This is a genomic window from Desulfovibrio sp. 1188_IL3213 (assembly GCF_036763145.1).
In the GTDB taxonomy this organism is placed as follows: domain Bacteria; phylum Desulfobacterota; class Desulfovibrionia; order Desulfovibrionales; family Desulfovibrionaceae; genus Desulfovibrio.
On record NZ_JBAIYR010000320.1, the window covers coordinates 1 to 2,741 of the forward strand.

General features: G+C 55.4%; 2 protein-coding genes. Both read right to left on the minus strand.

Annotated features, from left to right (window positions below; translation table 11 throughout):
- Nucleotides 1–94: 94 nt before the first annotated feature.
- Nucleotides 95–1,945, minus strand: a complete 1,851-nt coding sequence (locus V6C16_RS10870) for a hybrid sensor histidine kinase/response regulator (protein WP_333535924.1) — start codon at nucleotides 1,943–1,945, stop codon at nucleotides 95–97.
- 267 nt (nucleotides 1,946–2,212) lie between these two features.
- Nucleotides 2,213–2,741 (minus strand): dephospho-CoA kinase (locus tag V6C16_RS10875; protein ID WP_333543196.1); only part of this gene is annotated, 529 nt, incomplete at its 5' end.

The following is a 2,741-nucleotide window of genomic DNA, read 5'->3' on the forward strand; positions in this document are numbered from 1 at the left end:
GCTCATTTGCTTGAATCTGTTCGGCAAGGATTCTCTGGAAGAACTTCTGAATCCGCGAAGACGAAAAACTATAAACACCTATAGTTATAGCCTGTTAGCTATGGGTGCTTAACCGGACAACATTGATGTCATAATGTGTTTCCAGTGCCATGCGTACGGCTTCGCGGCCGTTCTGGGCAAGGTCGCATTCAATGTTGAGGTGGCGCAGCATGGCTCTGGCTATTTCCTGGTTGACCTCGTTGTCTTCCACCAGAAGAATCCTGGTGTTTCCGGCATTTTGCAGGGGCGGAACGCCATGCGTATCATCGCCGGCCTCACAGTAGACATTGCGTGCGGGGGTGCATGGCATGTGCAGGTGAAAACGCGAGCCTTCGCCAAGCCTGCTTTCGCACCACAGCCTGCCCTGCATAAGTTCCGCGATGCGCTTGCATATGCTCAGCCCCAGACCCGTGCCGCCAAAGCGGCGGCTGATACTTGAGTTGGCCTGCGTGTAGGGATCAAAAAGGTGCTGCTGGTACTCGTCGCTAATGCCCATGCCCGTATCTGAAACCTCAAAGTGCAGCCAGTCGCCATCGTTGTTCTGTTCCCGGCGGATGTGCAGTCCCACCCTGCCCCTGGCAGTGAACTTGACCGCATTGCTCATGAGGTTGAGCAGCACCTGTTTGAGGCGCAGGCTGTCGCCCCAGAGTTTGAGGGGCACATCGTCTTCCAGGTGGCAATGGTATTCAAGCCCTTTCTGCTCCATGGCAAAACGCACGGATGTATGAACAAAATCCAGCACTTCCTCAAGCATAAAATTGACGTTTTCCAGTTCCATCTTGTTGGCTTCGATTTTTGAAAGATCGAGCACATCGTTGATGATGGCGAGCAGGTTTGTGGAGGAGGATCGGATTTTCAGCAGGTATTCCTTGAGTTCTCCTTCCGGGCCGCTCTGCAGGGCCAGATGGGTGAGGCCGATGATGCCGTTGAGGGGAGTGCGGATCTCGTGACTCATATGGGCCAGAAATTCTGTTTTGGCCTGAGAGGCAATGACCGCTGACTGTTTTTCGTGCCGGGTACGCAGTATGTCGGTGATGTCCGTGCTGATGGAAAGCCGCACGGGCCTGTCATTGTCCCATTTGATAACCTTGTCCACCACGGTGTACGTGCGGCTGGTGACCTCATTCTGGTACGTCCACTGATAGGGCTCGCCCGAATGCCGAATGATGGGATTGGTGCAATAGGGGCAGGGGCTGTCCCGGCCCATAAGCCTTTTGTGGCAGCTGTCCTCTTCGGGATTTTGCGATGCGGGAAATGTTTCTGCGATGCTTTTATTAGAAAAAAGAATTTTGTTTGTTTCCATGTCCACAATGCAGACGGGATTGGGGAATGCGTCAAGGATGTCGCGAAGCTGTTTGTGCTTTTGCCGCAGCTTGCCGTAAAGGCTAAAGTGGGTGAGCACCATAGCCATGATGTTGCTTAAAAGATGGCATATGCTTTCATCGTCCTGTGACCAGCCCTGATCGGGAATGCGCCTGGTCAGGCAGATGCCGCCGCACAGCCCGCCTTCGTGGACAATGGGAATGCACATGGCGGCCTTGACCTGCCGCGCGAGGAAAAAGTCTTTTTGTGGCCCCTCGGGCAGCTGCCCGGTATCAGAAACGCAAAACTCTTTGCGCTGCAAAAAGATATCCAGCAGGGGGGTCATGTCTTCCAGTGTCGGCAGGGGCAGCGTGCAGGCCGCGCTGGGTACGGAGCTTGTCCACACAAACGGCTCGCCCCAGCTGTTGTTGGCGTATTCCAGAAGAATCACCTGCCCGCAGTGCAGGGTTTCGCCCATGCTGGCGAGGCTGGCGCGCAAAAAAGGGGCCTTGCTGTAATGCAGGAGTGCGGAACTGGAGATTTCCAACGCCAGAATCATTGGGCTGACGCCGGGACCGTCTGGGGCCTTGCTGTGAACTGGCATGCGGCACTCCGTAAGGGTTAAGTATTTCCAGCGGCCTTTGTCTGATAAAACAGTTGCCGTCCGTGAAAAATAAAATCACCTGGCAGCGGCGCCGGAAAAATCTGGCCTGCGGCGTACCGTTTACGGCAGAGCCATACTTTTTGCCTTGCGTCAAGCAAAAAAAGTATACGCAGCAAGCGGTTACGGTAAAATAGGAACTAAAGAGCCAGCATACCCGGATAAAGCAATATGTGTCAATGAAAAGGGTACGATAGAGAGAATGGTCGCTCAGCTTGGAGTCCAGAGCCTGACCAGGGTGCGGCTCTGTTCTTCTCTTTTTTCCTGTTCAAGCAGGCGCAGTTTTTCAATCAGGTCAGCGGCCTTTTCGTGAAGCCGGGGCAGGTCGTCCTCGTTTGCGATTACCAGATCGCAGGCCGCCATTTTACGGGCTTCGGGCCACTGCCATTCCTCAAGGGCGGCCATTTTTTCCTGACTCCAGCCCCTGTTTTTCGCCGTGCGCGCGCTGCGCAGGGAGAGGGGACAATGCACACCCACACTGAACGGCGCAGGGTTGAACACCTTTTGCCAGCCGCATTCGAAATAGAGGGGAATTTCGGCCGCGGCCAGGGCCGCTCCTTTGCTTTCCTGCTGTTGCCAGAAGTCATCAATGCGCTGCCGGGTCAGGGCATGGACAGTCTGTTCCACATCACGCCGCAGAACGGGGTCTTTCTGCATGGCGGCCATGAGGGCCGTTCTGTTCACAGCGCCCCCGGTGGTGAGCAGGCCGCCGCGCAGGCGGTCGATACACTGGCTGCCG

What these genes read in the sequence shown, in the direction of transcription:
- V6C16_RS10870 (WP_333535924.1), bottom strand. Translation starts at nt 1,945, where the DNA reads ATGCCAGTTCACAGCAAGGCCCCAGACGGTCCCGGCGTCAGCCCAATG.